General features: G+C 47.9%; 22 protein-coding genes. 9 read left to right on the plus strand and 13 right to left on the minus strand.

Going from position 1 to position 22,361, the window contains the following annotated elements:
* Positions 1 to 111: 111 nt before the first annotated feature.
* The 5 genes from HP552_RS12860 to HP552_RS12880 form a co-directional block, all read right to left on the minus strand.
* On the minus strand, positions 112 to 600 hold the full coding sequence (locus HP552_RS12860) for a GNAT family N-acetyltransferase (protein WP_175395854.1): 489 nt from the start codon (positions 598 to 600) through the stop codon (positions 112 to 114).
* Between the two features lie 98 nt (positions 601 to 698).
* Positions 699 to 881 carry a hypothetical protein gene (locus HP552_RS12865; RefSeq protein WP_175395855.1) on the minus strand — a complete coding sequence of 61 codons (183 nt, stop codon included), beginning with the start codon at positions 879 to 881 and terminating at the stop codon, positions 699 to 701.
* Positions 882 to 968: 87 nt separating this feature from the next.
* Positions 969 to 1,580, minus strand: a complete 612-nt coding sequence (locus HP552_RS12870) for a hypothetical protein (protein ID WP_175395856.1) — start codon at positions 1,578 to 1,580, stop codon at positions 969 to 971.
* Positions 1,581 to 1,612: 32 nt separating this feature from the next.
* Positions 1,613 to 2,128 (minus strand): HXXEE domain-containing protein, encoded by a 516-nt coding sequence (locus HP552_RS12875; RefSeq protein WP_175395857.1) that lies wholly within the window; start codon positions 2,126 to 2,128, stop codon positions 1,613 to 1,615.
* Positions 2,129 to 2,310: 182 nt separating this feature from the next.
* Positions 2,311 to 3,201: a DMT family transporter gene (locus HP552_RS12880; protein WP_175395858.1), complete on the minus strand. Its 891-nt coding sequence runs from the start codon at positions 3,199 to 3,201 to the stop codon at positions 2,311 to 2,313.
* Between the two features lie 105 nt (positions 3,202 to 3,306).
* On the opposite strand from HP552_RS12880, the gene HP552_RS12885 reads away from it, so the two are divergent.
* A complete protein-coding gene (locus tag HP552_RS12885) occupies positions 3,307 to 4,191 on the plus strand; it encodes a LysR family transcriptional regulator (protein WP_175395859.1) in 885 nt (294 codons plus the stop codon).
* 123 nt (positions 4,192 to 4,314) lie between these two features.
* Here HP552_RS12885 and HP552_RS12890 read toward each other — a convergent pair whose 3' ends face one another.
* From HP552_RS12890 to HP552_RS12915, 6 genes are all read right to left on the minus strand, one after another.
* A complete protein-coding gene (locus HP552_RS12890; protein ID WP_175395860.1) occupies positions 4,315 to 5,073 on the minus strand; it encodes a nucleoside phosphorylase in 759 nt (252 codons plus the stop codon).
* A 1-nt stretch (position 5,074) separates the two neighbouring features.
* A complete protein-coding gene (locus HP552_RS12895) occupies positions 5,075 to 5,746 on the minus strand; it encodes a sulfite oxidase-like oxidoreductase (RefSeq protein ID WP_175395861.1) in 672 nt (223 codons plus the stop codon).
* A gap of 23 nt (positions 5,747 to 5,769) precedes the next feature.
* Complete coding sequence (locus tag HP552_RS12900) at positions 5,770 to 6,693, minus strand: ABC transporter permease (protein ID WP_175395862.1); 924 nt, start codon at positions 6,691 to 6,693, stop codon at positions 5,770 to 5,772.
* Entirely contained in the window at positions 6,677 to 7,744 is a 1,068-nt protein-coding gene (locus HP552_RS12905; protein WP_175395863.1) for an ABC transporter permease, read from the minus strand. Before HP552_RS12905 ends, HP552_RS12900 begins: the two co-directional genes overlap by 17 nt.
* Complete coding sequence (locus HP552_RS12910) at positions 7,741 to 9,240, minus strand: ABC transporter ATP-binding protein (protein ID WP_175395864.1); 1,500 nt, start codon at positions 9,238 to 9,240, stop codon at positions 7,741 to 7,743. Before HP552_RS12910 ends, HP552_RS12905 begins: the two co-directional genes overlap by 4 nt.
* A 288-nt stretch (positions 9,241 to 9,528) precedes the next feature.
* Complete coding sequence (locus HP552_RS12915) at positions 9,529 to 10,560, minus strand: BMP family lipoprotein (RefSeq protein ID WP_175395865.1); 1,032 nt, start codon at positions 10,558 to 10,560, stop codon at positions 9,529 to 9,531.
* Between the two features lie 278 nt (positions 10,561 to 10,838).
* Between HP552_RS12915 and HP552_RS12920 the strand changes: the two genes are divergently transcribed.
* From HP552_RS12920 to HP552_RS12930, 3 genes are all read left to right on the plus strand, one after another.
* Entirely contained in the window at positions 10,839 to 12,281 is a 1,443-nt protein-coding gene (locus tag HP552_RS12920) for a hypothetical protein (RefSeq protein ID WP_175395866.1), read from the plus strand.
* Positions 12,282 to 12,517: 236 nt separating this feature from the next.
* Positions 12,518 to 13,150 carry a DUF5317 domain-containing protein gene (locus HP552_RS12925; RefSeq protein WP_175395867.1) on the plus strand — a complete coding sequence of 211 codons (633 nt, stop codon included), beginning with the start codon at positions 12,518 to 12,520 and terminating at the stop codon, positions 13,148 to 13,150.
* Positions 13,151 to 13,401: 251 nt separating this feature from the next.
* On the plus strand, positions 13,402 to 15,234 hold the full coding sequence (locus HP552_RS12930) for a bifunctional diguanylate cyclase/phosphohydrolase (protein ID WP_175395868.1): 1,833 nt from the start codon (positions 13,402 to 13,404) through the stop codon (positions 15,232 to 15,234).
* A gap of 129 nt (positions 15,235 to 15,363) precedes the next feature.
* Here HP552_RS12930 and HP552_RS12935 read toward each other — a convergent pair whose 3' ends face one another.
* On the minus strand, positions 15,364 to 15,531 hold the full coding sequence (locus HP552_RS12935; RefSeq protein ID WP_175395869.1) for a hypothetical protein: 168 nt from the start codon (positions 15,529 to 15,531) through the stop codon (positions 15,364 to 15,366).
* A gap of 288 nt (positions 15,532 to 15,819) precedes the next feature.
* Between HP552_RS12935 and HP552_RS12940 the strand changes: the two genes are divergently transcribed.
* From HP552_RS12940 to HP552_RS12955, 4 genes are all read left to right on the plus strand, one after another.
* Positions 15,820 to 16,650, plus strand: coding sequence for a sensor histidine kinase (locus HP552_RS12940; protein WP_175395870.1), 831 nt, complete (start codon positions 15,820 to 15,822; stop codon positions 16,648 to 16,650).
* 1 nt (position 16,651) lies between these two features.
* Complete coding sequence (locus HP552_RS12945; RefSeq protein WP_175395871.1) at positions 16,652 to 17,308, plus strand: response regulator; 657 nt, start codon at positions 16,652 to 16,654, stop codon at positions 17,306 to 17,308.
* Between the two features lie 179 nt (positions 17,309 to 17,487).
* Entirely contained in the window at positions 17,488 to 19,182 is a 1,695-nt protein-coding gene (locus HP552_RS12950; RefSeq protein ID WP_175395872.1) for a copper resistance CopC/CopD family protein, read from the plus strand.
* A 29-nt stretch (positions 19,183 to 19,211) separates the two neighbouring features.
* Entirely contained in the window at positions 19,212 to 19,994 is a 783-nt protein-coding gene (locus HP552_RS12955) for a YcnI family copper-binding membrane protein (protein ID WP_246310866.1), read from the plus strand.
* Between the two features lie 226 nt (positions 19,995 to 20,220).
* On the opposite strand, the gene HP552_RS12960 is transcribed toward HP552_RS12955, so the two are convergent.
* Positions 20,221 to 20,715 carry a hypothetical protein gene (locus HP552_RS12960; RefSeq protein WP_175395873.1) on the minus strand — a complete coding sequence of 165 codons (495 nt, stop codon included), beginning with the start codon at positions 20,713 to 20,715 and terminating at the stop codon, positions 20,221 to 20,223.
* Between the two features lie 306 nt (positions 20,716 to 21,021).
* Between HP552_RS12960 and HP552_RS12965 the strand changes: the two genes are divergently transcribed.
* Positions 21,022 to 22,359, plus strand: coding sequence for a chymotrypsin family serine protease (locus HP552_RS12965; protein WP_175395874.1), 1,338 nt, complete (start codon positions 21,022 to 21,024; stop codon positions 22,357 to 22,359).
* The last annotated feature ends 2 nt before the right edge of the window (positions 22,360 to 22,361 follow it).

Consider the following 22,361-nt stretch of genomic DNA (forward strand, 5'->3'; position numbering starts at 1 on the left):
CTTCGTTCTTTTCACAGTGTAACATACCCCATGGGGGTATTCAAGCGTTAAATATAAATTTGTTTATTCGCCAATGTAATCCCGTATTATTTTAAAATGTGCAAGAAACCGCTACAGTATGTACTCCATCCTGCTGCTTCGGACAGACAGACCCATTTGTTCATAGAAGGCCTGTGCTCCCGTATTAAATGTAGATACCGTCAATTCAACACTGTCTGCCTGGAGCTCCCTGCCCATTTCAATCAGCGCATGCATCAACTTCTTCCCTGTTCCCTGACCCCGCTGACCGCTTCCAACAACTAATTCATTGATATACAGTATTTTGCGATCACACAGCAGATCCACATTTTGTATCAAACTTAATTGTGCACTTCCGTAACCAAGAATTCTACCTGTGCTTGATGACTCAGCAACAAATAGATATCGCATGTCCGTATCCAGTAATTCTACAAACTCCTGCTTCTCCATCCTGGACTGCAATGCTCTATACACATCGGGCCGAGCTTCAACATGCATCTGATGCAATTCATTCATTAGCAGCGATACGCCCGGATAGTCTCGAGCCTCTGCCTTTCTGATATGGATACGATCCACTCTCATCACACCTTCCTTGCTTGAATTATATTATTATATAACAAAATAAAGCAGATACCTCAGGCGGTATCTGCTTTGGTTAGAAACGACTCTTTCGTTTCGTCTTATTCTTTGGAGGACTTCCCCTCATCAAATGCAACCGGTGATGGCTTCGCAGCCCAATCATCCGCTTCGGGCTCGATATCTACGCCGTTCATGATTTTCTTTTTCTCCATCAAGGAATCCCCGTCTTCGTCCAGCTTGTTGCGAATTTCCGCCTCATCTTGAGGTTGATTATTCTGTGTCATTCTAGAGTCCTCCTTTATATTTCATCATCATAATGATGTTCCTTTATATAACTTACCCAATTTTTTCATTCCCATTCGCCATATGTGCTATTCGAAGTCCACCTGTTTGTCCAATATGACTTCTTCTATCTTATGTTCCAACTCCGGGATTGAAGGGATCAGTGAGAATTGAATATTTTCCAGAGAGGAAGGCAGGGCGGGAACCACGCGAAAACTCATTTGTGTGTCGCCACCCCCTCCACGACTGCTATGTCTCATCGTCATATAACCCTGCCCACTAATAATCTCTAGCGCCAGATGTGGTACCACATGTACACGCTCAGCTTCCTTCCCTTTATATTGAATCTCCAGATGAACTATGCTCTCTGTCTCATATTGCATGGAATGGGTTATAAGGTACTCGCATGAATCGATTACTGCTTTCTTCATAATTGACACCACACCGATCAATGGCAGTTCTTCGCGCGGGAAGAAATGCATCTGCGGCATGGGTTGAACATTACGAATAACATAACGGATGTCTTCTTCCTTCATATCCAGTGATGTTACCCATTCATCTATAATCTCTTGAGGCGGATGGTATTGAACCGCTCCCGTAATATTTTTCCGTGCAGCGACCAGTCTAAGCAGTTGTTCATCAATCTGCCGCACCTCATCATTATATTCAAAAGGAATTGCACGAAATTCACTCCACCCCATATTCCATTCGCCTCCTGTTTAATGAAATTCTATTATGTATCCGGTATAAGTCTGCGTCCAAGTTCGTGACCCAACATAACAATGGGCAGAACTACAAGTCCCACTGGTATGCTTACCAATACCTCCCCCCAAGTTACAATTCCCTCGTTCAGAAATCGGTAAAACAGATACATGCCGTACGGCAACGTGATACATACTGCGCTGACTACCCCCGGGGTGTACATTTTCAGGTACAAGCTTTGCCCGATATGTGTAAATACATGCAGCAAAAAGAGTGTATTAAAAGCCAAAAACATAAAATAATGTCCATACTCTGCAGCTATATACACAAAGGGTATGAAGACGACAAATTCCAGCAGTACAGCCACACCGAACTGGCTGCTGTTGATCCGCAGCATGGATTCCAGACGTTCGGAGACCCTTGGCGAGACACGCTGGAGAACTTTTGTTTTATTCTTCCGAATCCAGGGACCTACCCAAATGATTTCTTCGAGATCATGAAGCAGAAAAGTGACAAGAAATAACCAGATGAGTGTTGTAAGCGACATGGGTTAATAAAACACCTCCTCGTTAGATCATGTTAAATTCTGTATGCTCATAAACTAATTCGCTACTCCACACCTTCTCCCCCTTCTTGGCATGGAATTATAATTCATTCACTTAATAATAAAAAAGTGGCGAGCCTCCCGCCCAGCTGGAAAGCTGGATCGAGGAGGTTCACCACTAGCTTTTATATTTTTGCGACTTTGCTGCCCTTTACCTTCAGATTTACGAGCAGAATGCTGGCTATAATCATGACTAAACCTGCGATCAGATTGACCGTCACCGATTCCCCAAGGAACAGTACACTGCATAACAGAGCAATCAGCGGAATCAGAAATGTGAAGGATCCCACCTTGCTGGCTTCACCGGAGCTGACCAGTTTGAAGAACGCGAGCCATCCCATTGCAATGACAAACACCGAAATGAACAGCATATCCAGTATAAAAGGAAGTACCCACTGCACTTCAGCCCAGCTCTCTGTGGCTGTACCCGTCAACGTCAGGACAACCCCGCCAAGCAGAATCGGAATCGCCGTCATCCAGATCCCGTCCACCTTCGTTGATGTTCTCTTCATATATACGGTCCCAATCGCCCAGCTGATCGCACTAAACAGTCCAAGCATAACCCCTTCGGGGGATACTTTGCCTGTCATGCCGCCGATGCTGATCGTCGCCACACCGGCAAACCCGAGAACCAGTCCGGCGATTTTCAATCCATACATCGACTCGCCCAGCCACAGCCAGGCCCCGATCCCGAGCAGCACAGGCTGAAGGAACACAATGGAGGAAAATAAACCTGCGGGCACTTCCGTCAGACCAACGGTCTGAAAGCCGTAGAAGAAAATAATGTTCAGCACCGCAGAGATAGCATAGATATGCCAGGTTTCCCGGAGCCGCAGCGTTTTGTACCGTGGAAAAGCATAGATACCAAGCAACAGTCCGCCAATTAACAGTCGCATGCCTGCAAACAAAAGCGGTGGTGTGAAATTTAACGCATATTTGGTCAGGGGCCAGTTTACTCCCCACATAAGTACCAGAAAAGCCAGGACCCAGCCTGCTTTTGCACGTGATAAAGCCATAAGTCAATCTCTCCTATCCGTTGATCGTTTCCGTGTCTCCATGATACAATAATCACCAAAATAATTGAAATGCATGTTAATCATAAGGAGCATACCATATTAGTTATGACCAATTCACAATTACAGTTGTTCGTGAAAGTTGCCGAAACCGGAAGTTTCACCCGTGCAGGACAGGAACTGAATATGACGCAGCCTGCGGTCAGCCGGGCCATCTCATCTCTTGAAAATGAATTGGACGTCACCCTGATCATACGGGATCGGCGGAACGGAATTTTACTTACCGATGTGGGGCAGCGAATATTGGTCATCTTCCGTCGGATCTTGCAGCAATACGATAAAGTTCAACAGGTTGTTGCGGCTGAAAAAGGACTTGAGATTGGTACCATTCGCATTGGTTCTTTTCCCATGTCATCTGCCCATCTGCTGCCCAAAATTATCCGCTCCATCCGTGACCGCTATCCGCACATTGAGTTTGAGCTGCATGAGGGAAATATTCATGAGATTCAGGAGTGGCTTAATTCACGCTCTATTGATGTTGCTCTCATTATTGTGACAGATAAGGAACCATTGGATAGGGCTTATGAGACGCTGCCGCTGTATAATGAAGAGATGCTGGCTGTGTTTCGGGAGGATGAGCCATTTGCGGATCAGGAGATCCTGCCGGTGAAGAGGCTGAACCAACATCCGATGATTATATGCAATGGCGGATACGAAGTGCCCATTGTGGATTTGTTCAGACGGGCGGAAGCGGAGCTCAAATTCGGGTTTATTGTGCATAACGTCAACACTTGCCTTAGCATGATTGAACAGGGACTGGGTACTGCTTTGCTGCCTGCCATTTCTCTTTCCTGGCTGCCTCCTGGTGTAAAAGCAGTCCCTACCGAACCGAAGGCTTATCGCAATATTGAGATTGCTGTCCCTTCCCTGGTTGAAGCTTCCCCGGCATCCCGTTTGTTTATCGAGACGGCGCAGCACTTGTTCGGGAAGTAACTCGCGATATAAAAAAGACGTTCACTACGTCATACAACATGACCAAGTGAACGTCCCTTTTTCAAACCAACCATTTCAGATGGAGCTTTACTTTACCTTACGTTGCACCCCGATGAGCGATGCCTACGCCTGATCTTGGCGTGCGAGCGCAGCAAGCGCACGTAGAGCCGCATTCATCTCGTGTTCAACTGCATGTGCTACTGCATCCGTATGCGGATCATACTCGGCTGCCAGATCGCTGTCCGCGAAACCATCGATCGCCACAATCGCTCCGGCACGTGCACCGCGCAATGTGCTGACAATGTAGAGTGCCGCAATTTCCATCTCGGCTGCAAGCGCACCAGCCTGTTTATACTTGCGGTGAGGAATCTCCTCCACCCCTGTGAAGAACGCATCCAGTGTCACTGTGATGCCTACGCCGACTTTGCCTGCAGCAGTTGCCGCGTCGGCATTCCCTTTCTCCTGTGCAGCTTCAATCAATGCCTGTGTAACTCCGATATCAGCAACCGCAGGGAAACCATCCGGCACCAGTTGACGGGTCAATCCGTCCGAGCGGACCGCTGCCGTACTGACAATCAAACTGCCTGCCGGGTAATCCGCAGTATACGAACCTGCTGTTCCGACACGAATCAGGGTAGTCACCCCAGCACGAATCAATTCTTCGAAGCAGACAGCTGCCCCCGGTGAACCAACGCCATGGCTGACAACAGCCATCTCCACACCTTCATACAGCCCCACGAATGTGCGATACTCCCGGCTGAACGCCAGTTCTCTTGCCTGCTCCAGCTTGCGGGAAATCTTCTCGGCACGAGCGGGATCACCACAGACAATGGCATAAGCAGGCATGTCCTCCGAATGAATCTGTAAAATGGGCATCAACATGTTAATCAAACTCCTTCTTCGTCCATTCGTCTTCCGGAATCGGCAGATCTTCGCCCGAGAAGCGCTGCTCCTTGAACGGATCGGCAAAGTGGTGAAACCCGTTGCTCTCCCAGAATCCGTTACGATCTTCTGTCATGAATTCCAGACCGCGTATCCATTTGGCACTCTTCCAGAAATACAGCTGCGGCACCACCAGGCGCAGCGGGTAGCCATGCTTCGGTGTAAGCGGCTCGCCGTTATATTTGAAAGCAAGCAATACGTCGTCATGCAGCAATTCTTCGAGCGGAACGTTCGTCTCATAATCATGATCGGCATGGATCATGACATATTTGGCCTCCGGTTTGACGCCCAAAAGCTTGATGAAATCCGAAAAACGAATGCCTTCCCACGGTGTATCGAATTTCGACCAGCGGGTTACGCAGTGAATATCACTTACGGTATTTACCTGCGGCATGGCCTGAAGCTCGGCGAAGGAAAACACTTTCTCTTCCTCTACCTCGCCGAACACTTTCAGATCCCACGTGGACATGTCGTATTCGGGAACTTCACCTTCATGCAAAATCGGGAATTTCTCGGTTAGCATCTGTCCCGGCGGCAGCCGATCTCCATGCTCAGCACCCGCTTTGGGTGCTGGAGTTTTGGTTTTTTTCAGACGTTCAGCCTTGTTATGCAATGTTAACCCTCCTTCTTTTTACATTAACGCGAGCTTCCGCCCGCTTTCAGTGCATCTTGCGCGTAGGTACGGTCTTTGAAAAAGAACATCGCAACCAGCGTCAAAATATACGGCAGCATCAACGTAAAGTGCGTTGGCAGGGAGAAGCCCTGCAGACGAATGCTGAGTGCTTCCATGAAGCCGAACAGTACACTGGAGCCCATCACACCAAGCGGATTTGCTTGTCCGAGCATGGTAGCGACCAATGCGATAAAGCCGCGGCCTGCGGTCATACCCTCGGTGAACATTGTAACCTGACCTAGAGACAACTGAGCGCCAGCAAGGGCACACAGGATACCGCACATCAGAACTGCACCATACTGAATACCGCGCACCTTGATACCGATGCTCTGCGCCGCGATGGGATTCTCACCCACGGAACGCAGGCGGAAACCGGACACACTTTTGAACAGATAAAATTGTAATGCAATAACGAGTATGATTCCGAGATACACAAGCGGGCTATGCCCCGAGATTACATCGCCAACCCAAGGAATGTCCTTAATGAGGGGAATATCCCATTTTGGAAGTCCCACCATGTCCTTGTCGTAGTATGCACCCTTCACATCAAAAATGGCCCGCAGTGCAAAGGTCGTTAATCCTGTCGCCAGGAAGTTCAGTGAGATCCCGACCACGATGGCGTTGGCCTTCAGATTAATACTGATAAAGGCAAACAGTGCCGAGAATAACATGACGATAATAATGGAGAACAAAACGGCCAGAAGTACGTTACCGAACAAATAGTTACCGACGATCGCGGAGAAGGCGCCGATCAGAACAAGTCCTTCAAGACCCACATTGAAAAGGCCCACACGGGAGCATAATGCCCCGCCGAGCGCTGCAAGCAGGATCGGAGTCATAATCCGCAAGGTAGAGCCAAACATGGCTGCATCAAACAGTTGCTGCATTGGACTTTTTCTCCTTTCTCCGCTTCAGGAATGAATACCCGATCTGGGCTGATACAAATAACGTCAGCACGGCCTGGATCACACTGCCCACTTCAAGTGGCACATCCGTATTCCGTTCCATGCCCATTGCGCCTGTCTGAAGAGCAGCAAGGAGGATCGCCGCTACAGCGGTACCGAGCGGGTGCGAGCGGGCAAGCAGTGTCGCCATGATACCGCTCCATGCATAACTTGCGGATGACAGTGATCCGTCCAGGAAACGATACTGCGTTCCCAGCACTTCCCCAGCACCCGCCAGACCGGCCAGTCCACCGCTGATCACCATGGACAGCATCATCATCCGAATTCGGCGTACCCCGCCGTAAGTCGCGAACGATGGATTGCTTCCGAGCATTCGAATCTCATAACCGGTTACGGTTTTGTGTGTGAACCAGTAGATCAGGATTGCAGCTACGATGGCAATGATAAATCCGGCATGAAGCCCCATGCCCTGAAAGAGCTTCGGCAGCCAGACAGCCTGATCAATCATCGGAGTCTGAGCCATTGCTGCGGATCCGGTACGATCTTTGAATGGGTAGGATACCATGTATCCGCCAAAATAAATGGCAATATAGTTGAGGAGCAATGTTGTAATCAACAGGTTCATGCCAAACCTGGCATCCAGCCAACCTGCAAACACCGACCAGATCCCTCCGGCCAGGATTCCCGCCACAATGGCTGCAATGCAGACAAACCAGCCCGGGCCTGGCAGATAGAGCGCCGTCAGCGCGGCACTGAGTCCCCCGAGAATCATCTGGCCTTCCGCCCCCATGTTGAAAAATCCAGCACGGAATGCAAGTGCTACGCCCAGTCCAGCAAGTATAATGGGTGTCGAACGAGCCAGTGTATTGGTGAAGAAGTAAAAGTTGCCGAAGGCCCCTTTCCACATCTCTGCGTACGTATCCAATACATTCCCGCCAACGACCAGAATAGCCACAGCTCCTGCAAGCAAACCAATCAATATGGCAAGCACCGGCTGTACGAGACCGCGAAGTGTTTCTTTTACCCGATTCATATCCGCTCTTTCCCTCCTGCCATCAACAAGCTAATCTGTTCTTCTGTGGCTTCGTCCGCCTTCAGTTCCCCGGCGATCTCACCTTCATACATCACAATGACCCGATCGGATAATTGCAGAATCTCGGACAACTCGGAGGAAACGAGCAGCACGCCAGCACCTTCATTGCGCTTGCGAAGCAGCTCGGCATGGATTGTCTCCATTGCTCCGATATCCACACCCCGAGTAGGTTCCGCCGCAATCAAAAACGGTGCATCCTGCGCGAATTCACGCGCAGCAATCAGCTTCTGCAGATTACCTCCCGACAAGAACTGCGCCTTCGTCTCCGCTGAACCTGTCTTGATGCTAAATTGCTTGATCCAGCCCTCCACCATGGCTCGTGCGGCCTTGGCCTTGATGACACCCCTCGTCTGCAGCCGATGATGATGTCCCATGAGTCCGTTCTCACGAACACTCGCATCCTTGGCCGCTCCCCACATATACCGATCCTCGGGAATGTGAGCAAGTCCATGCTCGCGAATACGGCGGACAGGCCAATTCGTTGTATCCTGCCCTGAGAGCAAAATACGGCCGCTGTCTGCATTGCGCAGTCCGGCAATGACCTGGATCAGTTCGGACTGGCCGTTACCGGAGATGCCCGCAATGCCAACGACCTCGCCTTTTCGAACTTCCATATGGATATCCTTAAGCGCAGACCGATCCTTTGCTCCGGACAAGCTTACTCCGTCCACCTGAAGTACCGCTTCTGCAGGAACAGATGGCTGCTTGTTCAGTCGGACCAATTCACGGCCAACCATCAAGCGGGATAACTCCTCCACATTGGTGTCCTTCGCTTCCAATGTTCCCGTTACCTGACCATCTCGAAGAACGGTGATCCGGTCTGCTACGTCCATGACTTCCTGCAGCTTGTGCGTAATCAATACAAACGTCTTGCCCAGCTTGGCAAGGGATTTCATATTCGCCAGCAATTCCTTGACTTCCAGCGGTGTTAATACCGCTGAAGGCTCGTCCAATATGATGATATCTGCACCCTGATGCAGCACCTTGAGAATTTCCACACGCTGCTGCAAGCCGAGAGGACACTCGGATACTTTTTTCCACGGGTCAACCGGCATGCCATACTTCCTGCCCAGTTCGTTCACCTGAGCGGCTGCCTGTTTGCGGTCAAACACGCCCGCTGCCGCCGGCTCGCGGCCAATGACAATGTTTTCGGCCACCGTAAAGGAAGGAAACAACATGAAATGCTGATGCACCATGCCAATGCCGCTTGCCATGGCCTGAGACGGGGTGGCGAAGCTCACCTCGCGCCCACGGACTTTGATCGTACCTGACGTTGGCTGCTCCATTCCGTAGAGCATGCGCATCAGGGTTGTTTTACCCGCTCCATTCTCACCAACGAGAGCATGAATCTCTCCCTCACGCAAATTAAAACGGATGTCCCGATTGGCGGTGAAGCCGCCGTATTTCTTCGTAATCTGATCCATCTCCAACAGCATATCTCGCGTTCGCTCCTCTCGGTCGATATAAGTTCAACTAAAGATATTACACTGGCCACTACGATGACAGAACAACCTTCCGATCACTGTTATCCCCAGATTTTTTGATTCCTTTTTAAAAGGGAAAATCCGCAGATAAACACGAACGCTCCGCTTCTTCAGGTTTTTTCTGTCCTCTGCCGTTGTCTTGTAAACTAGTTGAACATATATAGGTTATTTAATAGCAGCAAAACCGGCTGCCTGATCGGGCAGCCGGCTGATCATTACAATTCCATGAAACAATCAATGCTATTGTTGCAATGGATCTTTCACAACGATTTTGCCGGATACGATATCTTCATTGATTGCCTTCACCTTGTCGATAACCTCTTGTCCAACAAAATCACTCAGTGCGGACTCGCTATCACGTGTAACGAAAGTCAGACCAACACCATCTTCTTTCAGGCCGTAGTTTACAGCGCCTGCTTGGAAGTTTCCTTCCACGAAATCCTTCACGGTTTGATAAGCAACCGTATCTGTTGATTTCAATTGGGATAATACGATATGTTCCGGATCTTCAACGGTACGGTCTGTATCCTGGCCGGAAGTATAGAAGCCTTTTTCCTTCGCTGCTTCAAATACGCCAAGGTCGCCTACAGCAGATGCACCAGCGATGAAGTCAGCACCTTTGCCGAATTGAACCAAAGCCAGCTCTTTCGCCTTGGCTACGTCATTGAATCCACCAACGTAGTTTACGAGGAATTCTGCATCCGGATTAACGGATTCCAGACCCGCTTTGAAACCTTCGGTATATTTCTTAATCAATGGAACGTCCATCGCTGCGATCATGCCGACTTTATCCGTTTTGGTGGACAGTCCGGCAGCCGCACCAAGCAGGTACGCTCCTTCATATTCACGGAAACCAACGCTGCGTACGTTCGGCAGATCAACCGTTGTATCCACGATGGCAAAGGACTTGTCCGGATTCTCGGCAGCAACCTTTTTCAGTGCATCCTCTGCCTGGAATGTTGCCGTAATAATCAGATCATAGTTCTCCGCAACCGCAGCACGCAGATTTTGCTCAAATGCTGCCGGGTCTGTGGATTCAATCGTTTTGGTATCTACCTTAAACTCTTCACCTGCTTTTTTGAAACCTTCATCCATTTGTACAAAGAACGGGTTTACCCCGATTTTTTCAGGAAGTACGAGTGCCATGCGCAGTGATTTTTCACTTTCGCCACCTTGGGCCGATTGTTCGTCTTTGGAAGCCGAAGTCCCACAAGCCGCCAACAAAACTGCCAACATGATGATCGATAAGACGAACGATAAGCCTCTTTTCATTTTGAAAATTCCCCTTTTCCACATTCTTTTTTTATATCCTAGCGGATACTGTCGATCCTTGTCAATAAATCTTTGAGCACAAAGACTCAAATTAAATATAATTGTTTATTTGCATGCCGAGACACTCTCGAAAGCGCTTTATAACAGGCTTTTTTCCCGTTGACATGAAGAGCTTCTCCATGCTAAAGTCAATCCAATTATTAAATCCTTATCGGTTTTGTCAGAATTATAGCGCAAACCACTTCATTTTCCAACCACATTTTAAGGAGGCTATTCATTTGAAAAAGATCACCCAGTTCACCTTGGCGGCCCTGCTCGCCGCTCCGGTTACCATCGGAAGCCTCAGCTTGCCCGCTTCTGCTTCCACAGCATCCGCTTCACCCGTCACACCATCCGCATCACTGACTGCAAAAGCAACCGTAACTCCAACTCCATCTGTATACACCGAGAGTGCGGCTGATTACGCCCAGTTCCTGCAAGCCAAGTACGGCATCCAATTGCCGCAGCAGTTAACCAAGGGTGATTTCATTCAGGCCATAGCAGCCATTATTGAAGGGGAGCAACCTGATGAAGCTTCGGAAGAAACCAGTGACAGTCAGACCCAGGCTCCTGCCTTTACCGATCTGAGCTTGGGAGATTCAACTTATGATGCAGCAGTTACCTTACATAACAATGGTGTCCTGTCCGGAACGGAAGTGCGTGCTGGTGACACCCTGAGCACCTATGCTGCCGTATTCATCGCCGTCAAGGCCGCTGGATTCAAGGAACTTGCGTATACATACCCAGCAGAAAAAACAACACAGGCTCTCACCAAGCTCGGCATTAGCCCCGGCCGTGTCCAAGGCCAAGCTGCTCAGGAACTCGCCGCCGCCATTGATACCGGCCTGATCCCGGAAAGTCTGTACCCTGCTCTGCGTAAGGGCGGTGCGGCAAGTTCCGATTTTGCCAACGTCCTGCTTGGGCGGGTATTGACCAGTCAAGGGAAATACAAGCATGAGATTGGGCGTTCTGGCGATGCCGATATCTATTCGAAACTGTATGCCGCTTATCGCACAGCGGATCTGATTGAAGCACCAGAATTAAGAGAGATTGTAGATCAGGCGCTCCGGGATGACCTCGTTACAGGTTACAACCTGAAGGACAGCCGCTTCGATTCCAACTTTATTGATGAGCTGACTCTGACTTACGGACATGACGATATCAAACACGCCGTACAATTGATTGGTCTGCTTCGGAGCGAGGGCATTGACGCCGATGTGCAATTCCAGCCGAAGACATCTGCCTTCATTTATCTGAAGGAATGGGGCGAGCCCAAAGAAACGCCGGATTACAAAGTGACCCAAATCGAGAACGGCAATTATATTGCTTATGCCAAGGAATATGACATTCAATTTGAATTTAACAACACGGCAGACAAAACCCGCTTCAACGACATTATTCTAAAATACGCCAAAAAGAACAGTGACGATGCCTCTGCTCTCATTCATGCCTCTTGGTGGCAGCCGCTGTATTATTCACCGACAGCTATTCAGGACTACCCGGTCATTACCAACAACAAAATCTCACTCGGCAACTATTATGCACAATCCTTCTCATTGAAGGAGAATGCCTCAGCAATTCAGCAAGGTTTCCGGAAACTTGCTCCTGATGCCGACATTACCCGTTACAACTTCTGGGTGGATCAGCCATTCTTCAATTATTTGAACGGGGAATCGGAGTAACAGAATAAGCATTGCCCTAGATATTCTCGTATTTTGGCGTAAAAACAGCCATTTTTACCGAACTGCGCGGTGAGATTCATCCGTTGGTTCGTAAAGATGGCTTTTCATTTATTTTTTTGCAAATTTCTTCTTAAAAATCATTCTCCCTTTGCAGGATTTACCAGTAAAAGGTCGAATAACATAGGTACAACAATAAGAAACCGCAATCAAACATAACTGTATGACAGGAGTTAATCATGGTATATGACGGCATTCTGCTCGGTTTGATCATTGGACTGTTCCGGGGCGGGTACCGGTATGGTCTCCATCAGTTCGCAACACTTCAACTTCGCGGCGGGTGGATTTTCCCACTGTTGCTGCTTGCCCAGTTCCTGATCTTTTTCTTGCAGGAGAGACTGGACTGGATTGCATCCATTAATGGGTACCTTTTTGCGGCAGTTTACGTCACAGGGCTCGCCTTTTTGTGGCTGAACCGGCATCACCGAGGTTTTACGCTGATCTGGATCGGCGTGTTCCTCAATTTCATCGTCATGGCGGTGAATGGTGGACGCATGCCTGTTTCCGTAGAGGCTTCTGCTGTACTCGGACCTTATTATGTGGACATGCTTCGCGAAGGTGGAGCGGTGTCGAAACATTATATGATGGATGCATCTACCCACCTTTCCTTCCTGGGTGATATCATCCCGCTCTCCAGCCCCTACCCGCGGACCCAGGTGATCAGCATCGGCGATGTGGTCATGAACATTGGTATATTCCTGTTTATCCAGTACATGGTGGTGAATCGTTCCGGCAAGGCTGTACCGCCAGCGGCATCCATCCGGCCTGAAGAGATTAGGACAGACTCCAAGGAAGGGAGGTCTTTTCCATGAAAAAATTCGAAGGCATTAAATATTCCCGAATCGTCATCAATGCAATCATCGTAGCTTCAGTCGTTGTCGCGTTGACTTCGGGATACAAGCTGGGCGGCTAGTATATACTCGCCAACCAAGACAAACAGGCTGCCAACGGCCTGTTTTTTCTTTCTGGATTTTTGCCAAGTAACTTGTTATGTTATACATCTATATAGTACAAACCGATATCTATACATCAAGAGCCGACTAAACCAAGCAGGAGAATTTTTATGAACTTTATTCGTAACCTTATCCATAAAGCAGACCGAAGCAGCATGTACGTTGTTTTGCTGAGCTGCGCAGGCATCGGTATTTTTCTGTATATGAACAAGTTATCTTACCTGCACCTCTCCACGGAGGAATGGGTTATGGTCTATACGATGCTGGGTGCCGCGCTAATCCTGGATTACTTCACCTTCCAGATTCCTCCCAAAGGCAATCAGCAGTCTATGGACTCTTCCGTGTATCTTGCCTGTATCTTCATGTTTGGCGGCGCGTTCAGCCTGTCTGTGCTGTTGCCCGTTTCCCTCATTTTGTTAATCAAGGATCGCAAGCTTGCCTGGTGGAAACACATCGTTAATTTCAGCATCTACAGTCTTATGATAGCTGGAGCAGCCTCTGTATTCATATGGACTGGCGGTGTTCCAGGCACACTCGATGGGTATAACCTGCTGCCTTATTTTGCTGCACTCGCAGCATACTTCATCATTAATACGATCACGCTCGGCTTGTTCTTTCATTTCTCCACCAAGGATGCCCTGCAGCAGATGAAGCGTGCATTCGTGACCGAGTCGCTGCTCGTGTATCTATGTACACTCATATTGGCACTAGTGTTGACGATACTGGTCATCCATAACGGGATTCTGGGTCTGCTGCTCTATCTAAGTCTCAGTATTCTGTTATCCCATGCATTCAAACAGTTGTTCCTGATGTATCAGAGTATTGAAGAAAAGGCGAATACGGATCAGCGAACCGGCCTGTTTAACCACAGCTATTTCGAAAACATGCTGGAGAATGAACTGGCTGCTGCCCGTGCTGAAGGAACCCCGCTCTCGCTGGGACTAATTGATATTGATGATTTCAAAAAGTACAATGACCGCTTCGGTCACCTGCAGGGCGACAGCCTGCTCGCCCTTCTGGGAGACTTTCTCAACCGCAAGACGGAAGGCACGCAGATTACCGCGTTTCGTTACGGCGGGGAGGAGTTCACGTTACTCATGCCTGGCATGGAGCTGGACGAGGCTTATACATTTATGAACAGGCTGCGTAAGCAGCTGAATGATACCCCTTTTGAAGGAGTCGAGGTATTTCCGCACGGGTGTCTCTCCTTCTCCGCTGGAGTAGCACGATATCAGGTGGATATGTATAACAAATCACAGCTTGTGGATCAAGCGGACAAAGCACTCTACTATGCCAAAAAACAGGGCAAAAACAACGTGCACCGTCACGGCAGCAATGACGGCATGGAGCATGAGATTGATCTGGTACAGGATGTGCGGGATATCGAGCAGCAGCTCAACCTGTTCAGATACAAGGATATCGATACATTTAAGCACTCCAAAAGAGTGTACAAATATGCCCTCGACCTTAGCGAGCAGCTGGAGCTCGACAACGTGGAGAAACGGCGGTTTGTACTGGGTGCACTGATCCATGATATCGGTAAACTTGAAATTCCGTGGTCCATCCTGAACAAAAAGGAAAAGCTTACTGCGGAGGAATGGGAAACGATCAAGGGACATGTCACCTGGGGCAAAAAAATGGTGATGACCAACGAACGTTTCACGGATCTGATCCCGTATATTGAATTGCATCATGAGCGGTTTGACGGCAAAGGATATCCCTACGGTTTAAGAGACCGTGAAATTCCCCGCTTGTGCCGAATGCTGACGGTCATTGATTCATTCGACGCCATGACCACCGAACGACCGTATCAGAAAACCAAAACCGTGGATGAAGCGATCAACGAACTTCGGGCATGTTCGGGCTCCCAATTTGACCCTGAGCTGGCGGAGCTTTTCATCCGTTACATTCAGAAAAAGACGGCGCAGCAGCTGCTATCCTAACGTTTGCCTAACTACAAAATCCCTAGATAACGCCAAAGCGCTACCCCCGGTCCATTGGGGATAGCGCCATTTTCATTTTATCGTTGGATAAATCATTGAAATCCAGAGCGGTTCCTGAACCGATTCCAATTAACGAGCAGTATTCAGTTCATGTGAAGTTTGATGCAGCTCTTTGATCATCTGCTGCAAAAACATGTTATCCTGGCGACTGATTCCGTGCTGATTGTCTTGAAGAAGCATTTGATGAATATTCTTCTTGAGCAACTCACTACGACGTTCCAATACCTCTTGATTCATGTTGTTGCGTTCACTCCTTAACATGGTTTGTCATGAATTCACGTTCTATATAAGTATAAAGAACCTTCCGCCTCAGGGAAAACGGGCACAGCTCCCCTCTGCCTCATGCATCAAGCCTCACACTCCGTGACATTCTGTCACGACATGTCGTTCTTAGATATCCTTCTATATACTCCCTGATCCACCCACAAATCCTTCGAGACCTACAGACTAGGTACCCGGGACAGGTTGGGTTATAATGGGGCATAGATTCGAACAAAGAGTCGATATCAAAGGAGTTCTTGATACATGTCCTACAAACAAATCAAGTGGATGATCCTGCTGATCCCTACATTAACCGTTGGTCTATGGGAATACATACGTCACCAATTTTTGATGCCCCATCTCTCCATGGATGCGGGAAATTGGCTGACTCCCGTTATCGTATACCTCGTTAGCGTCACCCTGCTGAGCCGTCTGTTCAAGATGCTGGAAGGCGCAAGAGCAGCGCTGGAACAGGAACGCGCCTCCAAGGCCGCTCTTGAGGCGCGTGACCAGCTGGCTCGCGAGCTTCATGACGGCATTGCCCAATCGCTCTTTCTCCTGTCTGTCAAAACCGATAAGGCCGAGCGTGGATTGGCCGGCAGCGGCCACGAGCATGAAATCCAGGAAATTCGCGAGACCGTGCATGAAGTAAATGCCTATGTCAGGCAGGCGATCGCACAGCTGCGATATGTCCCCGGGAATGCTGCCGTGCTCACAGGGGCCTCTCTTCATGAACAGGCCGAATCATTAATTCAGGAAACTGTACCGGGAGCCCGGGTCCATTGGGTCCTGGATAGCACCTTTTTTTCACCCAAAGAACAAGTTGAGCTCCTTGCCTGTATTCGAGAAGGCTTGATTAACGTGCGTAAACACGCCCAGGCCACCGAAGTGCGGGTGGAGGCAGAGGGCAACCCCTTCTCCTGGTCTGTTTGCATTCAGGATAACGGAGTAGGAGTCAGTGGCGATCCGATGCATCTTAAGGACCGGTATGGATTACGGATTACGAAGGAACGAGCCATTCAGATGGGCTGGTCCTTTACTCTGGATTCCAAACCCGGCTTAACACGAATGACGATTGGTAAGGGGGACGTTTGACATGGAACATGTACGTGTACTGGTTGTCGATGACCACGCACATGCGCGTGAAGCGATATGCAGCATTTTATCGGAAGACCGTCTGTTTGAAGTGATTGGTACGGCATCGAATGGACAGGAAGCATTGGAGCTGACCGAACAGTGGATGCCTGATCTCATCCTGATGGATGTGCAGATGCCCGATATGGATGGATTGGAGGCTACCCGGCTCATCAAGCTGCGTTTCCCTTACGTTATCATCGTTATGGTGACGGTCTCGGATGATGTAACGTATCTGTTCGAAGCACTGAAGCAAGGGGCACAAGGGTATTTGCTTAAAAATCTGTCTCCCTCCACCTGGCTTGAATATTTGCGTGCCATTGTGTCAGATGATGCACCGCTCAGCAAGGAACTGGCGTACCGGATATTGCAGGAGTTCCCTGCGCCACGCAGTGAAGATGTGCCGAATAACCCGCTGACTACGCGGGAATTGGAGATCCTTCAATGGGTATCTGCAGGTTATACGAACCGAGAAATTGCTGACCAGCTTGGTATTTCGGATCAAACGGTAAAGAACCATCTCAAAAATATTTTGCAGAAGCTGCAGCTCGAAAATCGGGTTCAACTGACCCGGTATGCGCTCGAAAGCGGCCTCGCTGGACGCAAACTGCGCAAATAGCAAGCATTCATGCTTTTGTCACAATTCATGGAATATAATCGTTTTTTTATAGCCCGATGTAGTCATACGCCGTTATTTTGGACAAAGTTATAATGGTATAGATTGTTATCGGCATCCGAAGAATAACTACAATTCTATAACCCGAGGGTGATGTTTTTTTGAGTTTAGGAAGTTTTACGATGAGATTGGGCAAACGGCACTGGACCGTAATGGTCTCTCTCCTGCTTCTGTGTTGTCTTGTCATGCCGCAATGGGCATCAGCTCATGCTTATATTGTTAAGGCTTCACCAGGAGAGAACGAGCAGGTGGCCACTGCTCCAGAGCGTCTGACGCTGGAGTTTAATGAATCGTTGCAGACGGCCTTTTATGATATTAAAATTACCGCACCTGACGGTACACAGGCCGATGACGGCAATGTACAGATAGATGCAGAGCGTCCCCACATTCTTGAAACGGGACTGCGCACCGGACTTGGCAACGGTACATATGCCGTCAGCTGGAAAGCTGTATCGGCTGATGGTCACCCCATTCAGGGAGCCTATGTGTTCCATATCGGTGAACCCTCAGGCTCGCCTGCCGGACTGGCGGATCTGACCTCCGGCACAGGTCAGGCTGGCGGGCCGATCAAATGGATTCTGTCCCTGACCGATTGGATCCAGTATCTTGGATTATCCGTCATCCTGGGCACGCTCGCCTTCCTGCTCTTCCGGATCGCTCCGGCATCCATGGCGAGAGAACCCATGGAAGTGCCCGGCAGCTATAAGCTGTTATGGATCAGCTATGCCGCTGCTTCTGTCGCAGCGATCATCAGTTTGCCGCTGAATACCCTGTATGAATCAGGGGTATCTCTCAATGAATTCAGCTGGGGACTGATGGGCAGTGCCTTGAAGCTGACGTCCTTTGGCCTCATTTGGATGGCACAAATGCTCATTCTGATGCTGCTTGCAGTCACAATTCTGTCAGGATATGACCGGGATCGCTCTTTGAAGATCCGCATCTGGTCATCTTATGGTTCATTGGTACTTGTACTGGGATGGCTGCTCACGCATGCTATGACAGGTCATCCTGCCGCAGCCGAGCAGCGTGGACTTGCCATAACCATGGACTATGTCCACCTGATTGCAGCAGCATTCTGGATTGGTGCCCTGACGGCCATGGCGGTTTGTCTGCCTCCACTAGCTGACAAGCTTCCTCCGAAGGTACGAGGAGAGGTGTATTGGGGAGCTATCCGCCGTTTTGCAGCTTGGGGCATTGGTGCTGTAGCCGCTCTGGTTGCTACAGGGATCTATAGCAGTTTGGTCATTTTACCCGAACCTGTACTGACGTCCCTGTTCACCACCACTTATGGTTATGTGCTGCTCGCGAAGATCGTTTTACTGCTGGTGATGATTGCATTCGCATGGCGCCATGCCCGAACGGCCAGACAGGGCAAGGATAACAGACTCGCAGGCAGTCTTAAAGCAGAGCTCGCTATAGGTGCCGTTGTGCTGGCTCTGGCTGCTGTACTCACCCATCTGTCCCCCGGCCAGCCTGAAGCCGCTGGCCCATTCAAGGAAGTACAAACCACAGAGGATGGCTCAGCGATCACGCTCCAGGTCAGCCCGAATGTTACGGGCGAGAATCAGTTTGAGGTTGGCGTAAAGAGACCTGACGGCAGCATTGTGAATGATCTGGAACAAATCACGTTAACGCTGACCCATCTGGATATGGATATGGGTATCTATGAAGTCACCATTCCGAAAAATGATACCGGAGTCTATCAGGCTGAAGAATACATCTCCATGCCTGGACGATGGAGCATTAAGGTTCACCTGCTGACCCGGTCACTGGATTCGCTGGACGCCGAGTTCGAGATCGACACAGCCAATCCATAGTTTCTAATAAAAGAGAGGGGTAATTTATTTTGAAAAGAACATCCTGGACTTCCAAACTTACATCCACTATAGCAGCAGGTGCTGCAGCGCTGATGCTGTTCGCCGGCTTCGCAAGTGCACACGTCACTGTCAGCCCAACGGCTGCACAGACGAGCGCATGGCAAACGTACACAATCAAAATCCCTTCGGAGAAGGACCTGCCAACAACCAAAATTACGATGAAGGTTCCGGAAGGTGTGGCGTTCAAGCAATATCAGCCACTGGCTGGGTGGAAAATCACAACAGAGAAAAACAGTTCCAACGAAGTGACATCGATTACTTGGGAAGTGGATGGCGATAACGAAGGTATCCTCGCTGGACAGTTCCAGCAATTTAACTTTGTTGTCCAAAATCCGGATACAGCAACGGAAGTAGCTTGGGACGCCTTCCAATACTATAGTGATGGCAGCATCGTGGAGTGGACAGGCCAGCCGAGTGACAGCACACCTCACAGTATTACGACCATTAGTGAAGATCCTGCAGCGGCAGGCAATCAAGCCACAACGGGCGGTCATGATAGTGCAGGTACAGCCGGAAATGCAAACGATGACGAAGCAGCCGCTGGAGACAACAATGCTGCAGATGATACCAAGGCAGACGATGATACCACTCTTGGCGATGCGTTGAACGACACGGTTACAGGAGAGCCCAATAACACCGATAGTGATCCAGGTACATTGAAGCTTCAGCAGGCCACGCTGATTGTATCCATTCTGGCATTAATCATGTCCTTCCTGGGCATCGCGCTCGCCACACGCCGCAAAAAGAGATAACACGCGGTCTTATATATTGGTTAACGTAACAAAAGAGCCCTGGCAGGTATAAAGTGTACTCTATGTGAAAGACATTTCTTAAAAAAAAAGACTTACATGGCTTTAAGAAGGTGAGCTCTGTATGCTACAGAGCTCACCTTTTTTTTAATTCCATTGGTATCTGTATTGACTATAATAAGTTAATTTCTCACCCGCCTTTTTTAAGGGCTGATGAGACAGCCCTCTTCTACTTCTCATCTTCAATAACTTCAATCCTTTGAGTGTTCGTTTTGATGGTATATTTTTGTGCCTTGTCGCCCTTGTTTATAGTAAATTCAGCAACAGCAGATATTTCATAGATGCCAGGCTCCTTAATTTTGTAATTGTATTTCTCTGGGATGCTAGTCTTTCCTAGAATTTCACGGATCTTCCCTACATCGGTAACAAAAAAAGAATTAATCTGTTGTCCACTGCTGTCTTTGACCAGAAACGTGAACAATTTCTCCCTGCTAGCTATTTGCAGTGTTTGATTGGAATTCACTTCAAAACTACCTTTGACCGTAAACATTTGATTGGACTTTACTTTCTTTGGAGCCGAGATAATGGCTGAGAACAGGGCTTCCTCTTTGTTTTCCAATTTTGATGATCCCTCCCATGCATTCGTCATCATAACTTTACCCTCATGTAAGAATTGGAAACTATAAAAATTCAGTAAAACAACCACAGCTATAAATACTTTCAAGCTAATTCACCTCCCTTGTAATCAGACGTAGATACTTCATAATTTTTTTCATAAATCAAGATATTTTAATAATAAAATCATAATATGTTATTTTATTTAAATAAATTAAATACAAATAATGTTTTATATTATATAATATTACATAAAAGGCGAAGTAAAAAAGGAGGGATTTTCAACTTATTAGTAGCTTCGTCTGCAATTTTGCTGGACAATCTTCTAATACGAAAGAGAAAGGATTCCTAACATGAAAATAAAAAAATAATAGGTTTGATTGCTCTAACTTCTTCTATGCTACTCAGTCCCAATATGAGTGGCATTTCAAGTGCAGAAGCCAACAATAATGATTATGGATGGAAAACCTTAACTGGTTCAATCTGGGATATTGCAGAAGTCACACAGAAAAACAATTTGAATGAAACTCCGTATCCCTTACAAATGGTAGATTCTCCAGAAAAACTCCAAACAACATCCCTTTTAAAAAATTATGTGGAAAAAAACCGAATTAAGTATGATATTCCTATAATTAAAAATTTAATAGAAAACGAACCTACAAAGTTCTCGGGACATTATTATGCTGAAGATACGGGAAGTGTGGTAGTGCAGATTACCCAGGATTCTGAACAATTAAAAACCAAGGTTCTAAACTCTGTTCAAAATTGTGATAAAGTTGAATTTCAAATCACAAAGTTTTCTTGGCAAGATATTGAGAATGCCAAGAAAACAATTAGAGAAAATGTTAAACCAGGTACCGTACGCGCCCTTATTCCCGATGTACAAAATAATAAACTAATTATCGCGATGGATGAAGATGCTAAATTAACTGAAGAATCAGTTGCTACTCTTGTTAAACAGTCTGATATGCTTGAATTTACTACTTTACCAGCCTCTTCACTGACGGTTGAAACGGATAATACTCATTACGGTTCACAGTTTCCTATGGGGTCTAAAATAGGAGGCAATTACCGAAAGGTAAGTGAAGACAGTTATCAATATAGCGTGTGTACAGCTGGCTACTTCGGTGTAAATCAAAACAACAAAGAGGTATTAGTTACATCCGGTCATTGTCAACCAACAGACACAGTCAATGCTTGGTACCAACCCACTTGGAGTTCTTCTACTATTGGTAATTTCACATTCCGAACAACCTCTTCGGGGGACGGCTCAAATGCTTCTTCGGATGCAGGATATATAACATTGAACTCCGATTATTCAGGACGCCCAAGAGTTCCCTATCCATCAACTTCAAATATGGCTATGATTACTGGTGTATATGTTAGCGACACTCCCGGGGATACAGTGTACCTAAGAGGAGCAAATAGCGGTACTACTACTTCAGGAAAAATTGCTTATTCAAACGTTGATATTTATTGGGGAGGGAATGGGTACGGTTACAAACACAACGAAGTACTTGCGACAGGGTATACTTCTATGGGAGGTGACAGTGGAGGTCCTATTTTGACCAACTACGCCTACGACAATTCTTTGCAAGGCTGGACATTTGACTTGGCCGGTACTCATACTGGCGTTGTAACTTTAACTAGTAATCAAAGCCCTATCCCACCTGGAACTTATAAAGTGTATGAGCCCATTTGGACTACCTACAGTGATTTAAATTTGTCAGGAATCACAGTTATTTCTAAATAAAA

The organism is Paenibacillus xylanilyticus, from assembly GCF_013359935.1.
Taxonomy (GTDB): Bacteria; Bacillota; Bacilli; order Paenibacillales; family Paenibacillaceae; genus Paenibacillus; species Paenibacillus xylanilyticus.

Bases quoted from the DNA above. Each gene is read 5' to 3' on its own strand.
- HP552_RS12860 (WP_175395854.1), bottom strand. From the start codon at position 600: ATGAGAGTGGATCGTATCCATATCAGAAAGGCAGAGGCTCGAGACTAT.
- HP552_RS12865 (WP_175395855.1), bottom strand. From the start codon at position 881: ATGACACAGAATAATCAACCTCAAGATGAGGCGGAAATTCGCAACAAG.
- HP552_RS12870 (WP_175395856.1), bottom strand. From the start codon at position 1,580: ATGGGGTGGAGTGAATTTCGTGCAATTCCTTTTGAATATAATGATGAG.
- HP552_RS12875 (WP_175395857.1), bottom strand. From the start codon at position 2,128: ATGTCGCTTACAACACTCATCTGGTTATTTCTTGTCACTTTTCTGCTT.
- HP552_RS12880 (WP_175395858.1), bottom strand. From the start codon at position 3,201: ATGGCTTTATCACGTGCAAAAGCAGGCTGGGTCCTGGCTTTTCTGGTA.
- HP552_RS12885 (WP_175395859.1), top strand. From the start codon at position 3,307: ATGACCAATTCACAATTACAGTTGTTCGTGAAAGTTGCCGAAACCGGA.
- HP552_RS12890 (WP_175395860.1), bottom strand. From the start codon at position 5,073: ATGTTGATGCCCATTTTACAGATTCATTCGGAGGACATGCCTGCTTAT.
- HP552_RS12900 (WP_175395862.1), bottom strand. From the start codon at position 6,693: ATGCAGCAACTGTTTGATGCAGCCATGTTTGGCTCTACCTTGCGGATT.
- HP552_RS12905 (WP_175395863.1), bottom strand. From the start codon at position 7,744: ATGAATCGGGTAAAAGAAACACTTCGCGGTCTCGTACAGCCGGTGCTT.
- HP552_RS12910 (WP_175395864.1), bottom strand. From the start codon at position 9,240: ATGCTGTTGGAGATGGATCAGATTACGAAGAAATACGGCGGCTTCACC.
- HP552_RS12915 (WP_175395865.1), bottom strand. From the start codon at position 10,560: ATGAAAAGAGGCTTATCGTTCGTCTTATCGATCATCATGTTGGCAGTT.
- HP552_RS12925 (WP_175395867.1), top strand. From the start codon at position 12,518: ATGGTATATGACGGCATTCTGCTCGGTTTGATCATTGGACTGTTCCGG.
- HP552_RS12930 (WP_175395868.1), top strand. From the start codon at position 13,402: ATGAACTTTATTCGTAACCTTATCCATAAAGCAGACCGAAGCAGCATG.
- HP552_RS12935 (WP_175395869.1), bottom strand. From the start codon at position 15,531: ATGAATCAAGAGGTATTGGAACGTCGTAGTGAGTTGCTCAAGAAGAAT.
- HP552_RS12940 (WP_175395870.1), top strand. From the start codon at position 15,820: ATGTCCTACAAACAAATCAAGTGGATGATCCTGCTGATCCCTACATTA.
- HP552_RS12945 (WP_175395871.1), top strand. From the start codon at position 16,652: ATGGAACATGTACGTGTACTGGTTGTCGATGACCACGCACATGCGCGT.
- HP552_RS12950 (WP_175395872.1), top strand. From the start codon at position 17,488: ATGAGATTGGGCAAACGGCACTGGACCGTAATGGTCTCTCTCCTGCTT.
- HP552_RS12965 (WP_175395874.1), top strand. From the start codon at position 21,022: ATGAGTGGCATTTCAAGTGCAGAAGCCAACAATAATGATTATGGATGG.